Annotated in this window: 7 protein-coding genes; 4 read left to right on the top strand and 3 right to left on the bottom strand. The window is 70.3% G+C overall.

Annotated features, from left to right (window positions below):
• The 3 genes from folP to BN11_RS14255 form a co-directional block, all read left to right on the top strand.
• On the top strand, positions 1–519 hold a 519-nt coding region (gene folP / locus BN11_RS14265), incomplete at its 5' end, for a dihydropteroate synthase (protein WP_048698699.1).
• Positions 512–1,399, top strand: coding sequence for a 2-amino-4-hydroxy-6-hydroxymethyldihydropteridine diphosphokinase (folK, locus tag BN11_RS14260; RefSeq protein WP_048698697.1), 888 nt, complete (start codon positions 512–514; stop codon positions 1,397–1,399). The genes folP and folK, both read left to right, overlap by 8 nt.
• On the top strand, positions 1,392–1,868 hold the full coding sequence (locus tag BN11_RS14255; RefSeq protein WP_083433773.1) for a DUF3180 domain-containing protein: 477 nt from the start codon (positions 1,392–1,394) through the stop codon (positions 1,866–1,868). The genes folK and BN11_RS14255 overlap by 8 nt, the downstream gene beginning before the upstream one ends.
• A gap of 105 nt (positions 1,869–1,973) precedes the next feature.
• Here the strand turns inward: BN11_RS14255 and BN11_RS14250 are convergent, their stop codons facing one another.
• Complete coding sequence (locus BN11_RS14250) at positions 1,974–2,471, bottom strand: DinB family protein (protein ID WP_048698690.1); 498 nt, start codon at positions 2,469–2,471, stop codon at positions 1,974–1,976.
• Positions 2,468–3,571: an NADH-quinone oxidoreductase subunit D gene (locus tag BN11_RS14245; RefSeq protein ID WP_235435612.1), complete on the bottom strand. Its 1,104-nt coding sequence runs from the start codon at positions 3,569–3,571 to the stop codon at positions 2,468–2,470. Before BN11_RS14245 ends, BN11_RS14250 begins: the two co-directional genes overlap by 4 nt.
• A gap of 106 nt (positions 3,572–3,677) precedes the next feature.
• On the opposite strand from BN11_RS14245, the gene BN11_RS14240 reads away from it, so the two are divergent.
• Positions 3,678–4,880 carry a cytochrome P450 gene (locus tag BN11_RS14240; RefSeq protein WP_201329269.1) on the top strand — a complete coding sequence of 401 codons (1,203 nt, stop codon included), beginning with the start codon at positions 3,678–3,680 and terminating at the stop codon, positions 4,878–4,880.
• 220 nt (positions 4,881–5,100) lie between these two features.
• On the opposite strand, the gene BN11_RS14235 is transcribed toward BN11_RS14240, so the two are convergent.
• Entirely contained in the window at positions 5,101–6,072 is a 972-nt protein-coding gene (locus BN11_RS14235; RefSeq protein WP_083433771.1) for an SAM-dependent methyltransferase, read from the bottom strand.
• Positions 6,073–6,224 lie beyond the last annotated feature (152 nt).

The raw sequence follows: 6,224 nt of genomic DNA, 5'->3' as shown, positions 1-6,224 counted from the left end.
GCGGGCGCGCGCATCGTCAACGACGTCTCGGGCGGGCTCGCCGACCCCGCCATGGCCGCCGTCGTCGCGGACACCGACGCCGAGTTCGTCGCCATGCACTGGCGGGGCCACTCCGGAGACATGTACGCCCGGGCGCGTTACGCAGATGTCGTCGCGGACGTATGCCGCGAACTGGGCGATCGCGTGGCCGCGCTGACCGCGGCCGGCATTGCGCCGGAGCGGATCATCCTCGACCCCGGCCTGGGTTTTGCCAAAGTGCCGGAACACAATTGGGCGCTGTTGCGGGCACTGCCGACCCTCGGCGACCTCGGCCACCGTGTCCTCGTCGGCACCTCACGCAAGCGTTTCCTCGCGCTCGTCGGCCGCACCCAGGAGACCATGCGCGGCACCGATGAGCGCGACGTCGCCACTGCTGTCACGAGCGCGTACGCCGCGCAGGCCGGAGTGTGGGGGATCCGCGTCCACAATGTCGTCGCCACCGTCGACGCCCTCGCCGTGTGGGAGGCCATGAATGGCTGACTCGGCAGACCGCATCACGCTGGCCGGCTTGCGCGCCACGGGTTTCCACGGCGTCTTCGACCACGAGAAGCGCGACGGGCAGGAGTTCGTCGTCGACATCGTGCTCGGCACCGACCACCGCGCCGCCGGGCGCAGCGACGCCCTGGCCGACACGATCAACTACGCCACCGTGGCCGACCTTGCGATGGCGCGGATCACCGGCCCCGCCTACGACCTCATCGAAGCCCTCGCCGAGGCCATCGCGGGTGACTGCCTGACGCTGGCGGGCGTCCATACCGTCGAGGTGACGGTGCACAAACCCGCCGCACCCATCCCGCATACCTTCGCCGACGTCAGCGTCACCGTAGCCCGAGGCCTGGAGCACCCCTTCGTGGTCGCCCTGGGCAGCAACCTGGGCGACCGCGAGGCGACGCTGCGGGCTGCGGTGCAGCAGTTGGGTTTCGAGCCGGAGATCCGCATCGGCCGCGTGTCGGGTCTCGTCGAGACCGACCCGGTCGGCGGACCCGAGCAAAGCGACTATCTCAACGCCGTCGCGACCGGCACCACCAGCCTCACCGCGCCCGATCTGCTCGCGACCTTGCCCCGCCTCGCGGCCCGCCCCGGCCGCACCCGCACCGTCCGGTGGGGCGAGCGCACCCTCGACCTCGACCTGATCCAGTTCGGCACCCCCGGCGCACCGGACGAGGTGCGCAGCAGCGACCCCGCCCTCCTCGTGCCGCACCCGCGCGCGGCCGAGCGTGCCTTCGTCGTCCTGCCCTGGCTCGACGCCGACCCTCGGGGGCGCATCCGGGTGGGTGAGGACGTCATACCGTTGGCTTTGCTTGCGGCGCAACTGGATCCGTCCGGCGTGCGCCCTCTTGGCGGGGGCAGCGATGACTGAGCGCGGTATGCCGTGGTGGGTGCCCGCCGTCTTCGCCGCGTTCGTCGCGGCGATCGTCACGCTGCTCACCCACCGCTACGTCCAGGACGGGCACTTCCCACCCTCGGTGCCCGTGGCGGCGGTCATCCTCACCGTCGTGCTCGCTCTCGTCGTCGGCTGGTTCGGCTGGGGGGTGCGGCGCTACCTGGGCGGCAACAAGGCCGACCTGAACCCGATCCGCGCGGCGCGCACCCTGGCGCTGGCGCAGGCCGGCGCGCTCACCGGTGCCGCGCTGTTCGGGCTGTATGCCGGTCAAGCACTCGGCCTGTTGCCCGAGCGCGATCTGCAGGCCAGCCAGCGGATCCTGTGGAGCCTGCTGTGGGCGATCCTCGCCGCCGCGCTGCTGCTGGGCTCGGGTCTGCTCGCCCAGCACTGGTGCCGCATCCCCCCGCGCGACCGCGACGCCGAGTCCGAACGCTCCGGCTCATAGGGCCACCCGGGTCGATCCGGGCGCGGGCGACGACATACGAAATACGAGAGGGGCGCAGATCCGAAGGCCGGATCGGTCAAACGGCTCGCTTCGTATTCTGAATGTTCACGCCTCGTCGCGGGCGGCGAGCACCTGCTCGCGCAGGATGTCGGCGTGGCCGGCGTGCTGCGCCAGTTCGCGCAACACGTGGATGAGCACGAAACGCAGGGGGAGCGGGCCGCGGCGGTTGCCGGTCACGATGTCGTCCAGGCCGAGCCCGGCGACATTGGCGCGCGAGTCGGCGAGGGCGGCGGCATACGCTGCCTGCGCCGCGGCGATGGTGTCCTCGTCGGTAAGGAGGAAGGATTCGTCGACGGTGTCGGGTATGCCGATCTCCGCGCGGGAGCGGCAGGTCACCGCCTCGTCGAACCAGACCCTCTCGACGAACGTGGCGTGCTTGACCAGGCCCAGCAGGGTCGTCAAGGACGGCACGAGCGAGACCCTGGCCTCCTCCTCGGTCAATTCGTCGAGGCAGGAGGCGAGCATCGCGCGGTGATCGTCGATGAAGGTCCACAGCTGCTGATCAATCGGCGCGTGCCAGGTCTCGGGATCGAAGGCGCTCACTTGTCCACATCCCCGACGACGAAGAACATCGACCCCAGGATGGCCACCATGTCGGCGATGAAACAGCCGGGCAGGATCTGCGAGAGCACCTGCACATTGCTGAACGACGCCGAGCGGAGCTTGAGCCGGTGCGGGGTCTTCTCACCTGTCGAGACGAGATAGAAACCGTTGAACCCCAACGGGTTTTCCGTCGCGGTGTAGAGGTCGCCCTCCGGCACCTTGAGCACCTTGGGCAGTTTGACGTTGATCGGCCCCTGCGGCAGCGTCCGCAGCGTGTCGACGCAGGCCGTCGCCAGGTCCAAGGCGACGTGGGTCTGCTCGAGCAGCACTTCCAGCCGGGCCAGGCAGTCGCCCGTCTCCCGCGTCACCACCCGGCCGGGCCCACCGGGGCCGAACAGCTCGGCATACGCCAGGTAGGGGGCGTCGCGGCGCAGGTCCACGTCGACCCCGCTCGCCCTGGCGATGGGTCCGGACACGCCATACGCGTGCGCCAGCTCCCGCGACAGCACCCCGACCCCACGGGCCCGGGCATTGAGGATCTCGTTGCCGACGATGAGCGACTCGAGCTGCGGCAACCGGCGCCGGACGGCGACGACGGCCGCCTCCACCCGGTCCAGCCAGCCCAGCGGCAGGTCCTCCTTCAGGCCCCCGACGCGGTTGAACATGTAGTGCATCCGGCCGCCGGAGATCTCCTCCATCACCGCCTGCAACTCCTCCCGCTCGCGGAAGGCATAGAAGACCGGCGTGATCGCGCCGAGCTCCAGCGGATAGGACCCGAGGAACATCAGGTGGGAGAGCACCCGGTTCAGCTCCGCCAGCAGCGTGCGCGCCCACACGGCTCGCACCGGCACCTCCATGCCGAGCATCGACTCCACGCCGAGGACGACGCCGAGTTCGTTGCCGAAGGCGGAGAGCCAGTCGTGCCGGTTCGCCAGCACGATGATCTGCCGGTAGTCGCGGACCTCGAAGAGCTTCTCCGCGCCGCGGTGCATATAGCCGATCACGGGGTCGGCGCTGACGATGCGCTCGCCGTCGACCACGATGCGCAGGCGCAGCACGCCGTGCGTCGCCGGGTGCTGCGGGCCGATGTTCAGCACCATGTCGGCGCTGGCGAGCCCGCCGGCACCGACGCCGACATCCAACTCCTGGGCTGCGTGGCTCGTGGTCACGCTCGACACTCTATAGACGCGTGGCAGGGTTGAGCTCATGTGCGCCGACATCCTCGACTTCGCCGATCCCGCGTTCCTCGACGATCCGTATCCCGCCTTCGACCGGCAACGCGAGGCGGCACCCTTCGCGTGGCACGAGGGGTTGCAGGCCTTCGTGGCCACCTCGCACCAGCACGTGTCGGCGGTGCTGCGCGACCGGCGCCTGGGCCGGATCTTCCGGCCGCGCGAGCCGGAGGGGGAGTGGGAGACGTTCAACTGGTTGCACGCCGACTCGATCCTCGACTCCGAGCCGCCGAAGCACACGCGGTTGCGCCGCCTCGTCGCCGGCGCCTTCGGGCGCGGCCACGTGCAACGGCTCGCGCCCCGTGTGGAAGAGCTCGCCACCCAGCTGCTCGACGCCGCCACCGACGGCACCGCCCCTTTCGACGTCATCAAGTCGTATGCCGAGCCGCTGCCCGTCCTTGTCATCGCCGAGCTCCTCGGCTTCCCCGACATCGACCGGCACCTGCTGCGCCCGTGGAGCCAGGCCATCGTCAAGATGTACGAGGTCGACCGGACTCCATTGCAGGAGAACCAAGCTCGCGAAGCGTGCCGCGACTTCGCGGCATACGTCAGCGACCTCGCCGCGCACCGCATCAACCATCCCGGCGAGGACCTGCTGACCGATCTGGTCCAGATCCGCGACGGCAGCGACAAGCTGAGCGAGCGGGAACTGATCGCGACGGCCGTGCTGCTGCTCAACGCCGGCCACGAGGCCAGCGTCAACGGCATGGGCAACGGGCTGCACAGCTGGCTCGCCGCGGGCAAGCCAGGGCCGGTCGACCCCGATCGCCCAGCGGCGGTGGAGGCCCTCGTCGAGGAGTTCCTCCGGCATGACTCGCCGCTGCAGCTCTTCGAGCGCACCGCCACCGACGACCTCGAGATCGCCGGAGTCCCGATCGCCAAGGGACACAAGGCGATCGCGCTGCTGGGGGCGGCCAACCGCGACCCCGAGGTCTTCACCGACCCGCACACGTTCGCCCCCGCGCGCACTCCCAACAACCACCTCGCCTTCGGCTTGGGCATCCACTTCTGCATCGGCGCGCCCCTCGCCCGGCTGGAACTGCACATCTCCACGCGGCTACTCCTGACGCGTTATCCCGAACTGGCTCTCGTCGACGCCGTCCGACGCCCAACCTTCGTCCTGCGCGGATTCGAGTCCCTCATCGTTGCGCCCGGCCCGACCGGATCGGGTGGCTGACAAACGGCGTCCGGCGGCTCGCGCAGGCCCGGAGGCGCACCACGCCGAGTTGCCCCGGGCCGATGCGCTCGATCCCGACGTCCGAGCGGACAGAGAGGGGTATCGCCTCGACGCCGAAGGCAACCCGCGTGCCGTACGCGGCTGAGGCCGGCGCTGCTGGTGCGGCCGGGGGTGTTGCGCGGGGAGGTGCTTCGTCTTGTCTCTGCCCGAGAACTGCGCGTCAGGTGAGCGGATCACGTGCTGTAGGTACCTCGGTGATGACCCACCAGAAGTCGCCCAACCCCGCACCCCGAAGTTCGGCCAGCGCCGAATTCTCTTGCAGCGCAGCGAGATAAGCCGACGGGTCGCGCCGCGCCACGCCATACGGCACCGCCGCAGCCGGTCGCACCAGCTCGCCGAGTGCGGCTCGCTGGGAGAGCACCCGGCCGGCGGGGAGGGAATCGATCGCCACATGTGCCGTCAGATCACACGATCCATCCGGGACGGGCGGCACGGCACGGCCCCGCCGATAACCCAGCAGCGAACCTCTCCGGGGCCGGTCGGTGGACAGGTGCCCGTAGTCGATCGCGAGCACGACGCCGGACTCGAGCTGATCGACCAGCGCGCGGAGCGCGCGGTCGCGGGTGAGGCCGATCTCGACCCGGGTGCCGGGCCGGTCGGAATACGGCCACCAGCGCTGGGCCCATGCCAGGTCTTCCGCGGTGAACGTCCGCGACTCACCGGCAATCGCGCCCAGCCGTTCCCGACCGCCCCCGTCCACCTCGACCTCGCGCAGCCGTCCCGTCGCATCGACCTCGGCGATCGGGCATGGCACGACATCCAGCCATTCGTTGGCGATGATAAGCAGCGGCCCCACGGACTTCGGCAGGGCGGGCAGACCGGCTCCGCCCGGCGAGGCCACCCACTCGACCGAGGGCGGCAATCCGCCGGGACGGCAGACGACATCCATCCCGGTGAGTCTCAGGTGCGGAGCGAGGGAATGCAGATGGGTGAGCAATTCACCGCGCCCCGCGCCGATGTCAACGATCCCCGAACACCTGTGCTGCGCAGCAAAATTCACCAGTGCGCGCGCGAAGAGCCGGCCCGTCGGGCCGTGCGCGGACGTGGCGAAGTGTCCCGCCGGTCCGGCGGGATCACGATAGAAGCCGCGCACGCCATACAGCGCCTCCTGCCAGGCACTCACCCACGGCATCACGGGGGCGAGGTTACGCCTCGGCGATGAGGGCACCGAGGCAACCGACATCTCGAGCCGGGGAGTTTTCTGGCCGTGGGGTATTCCCGCAGGTCGGGATGGGGATGTACCCTTTCGCTGCCCCGGCAGTACCCCCCGCCCCCCGCCCCCCG

The organism is Nostocoides australiense Ben110, from assembly GCF_001050535.1.
GTDB lineage: Bacteria > Actinomycetota > Actinomycetes > Actinomycetales > Dermatophilaceae > Nostocoides_A > Nostocoides_A australiense.
Note: the sequence above shows the minus strand (reverse complement) of the source record. Positions and strands in the feature narration are given on the sequence as shown.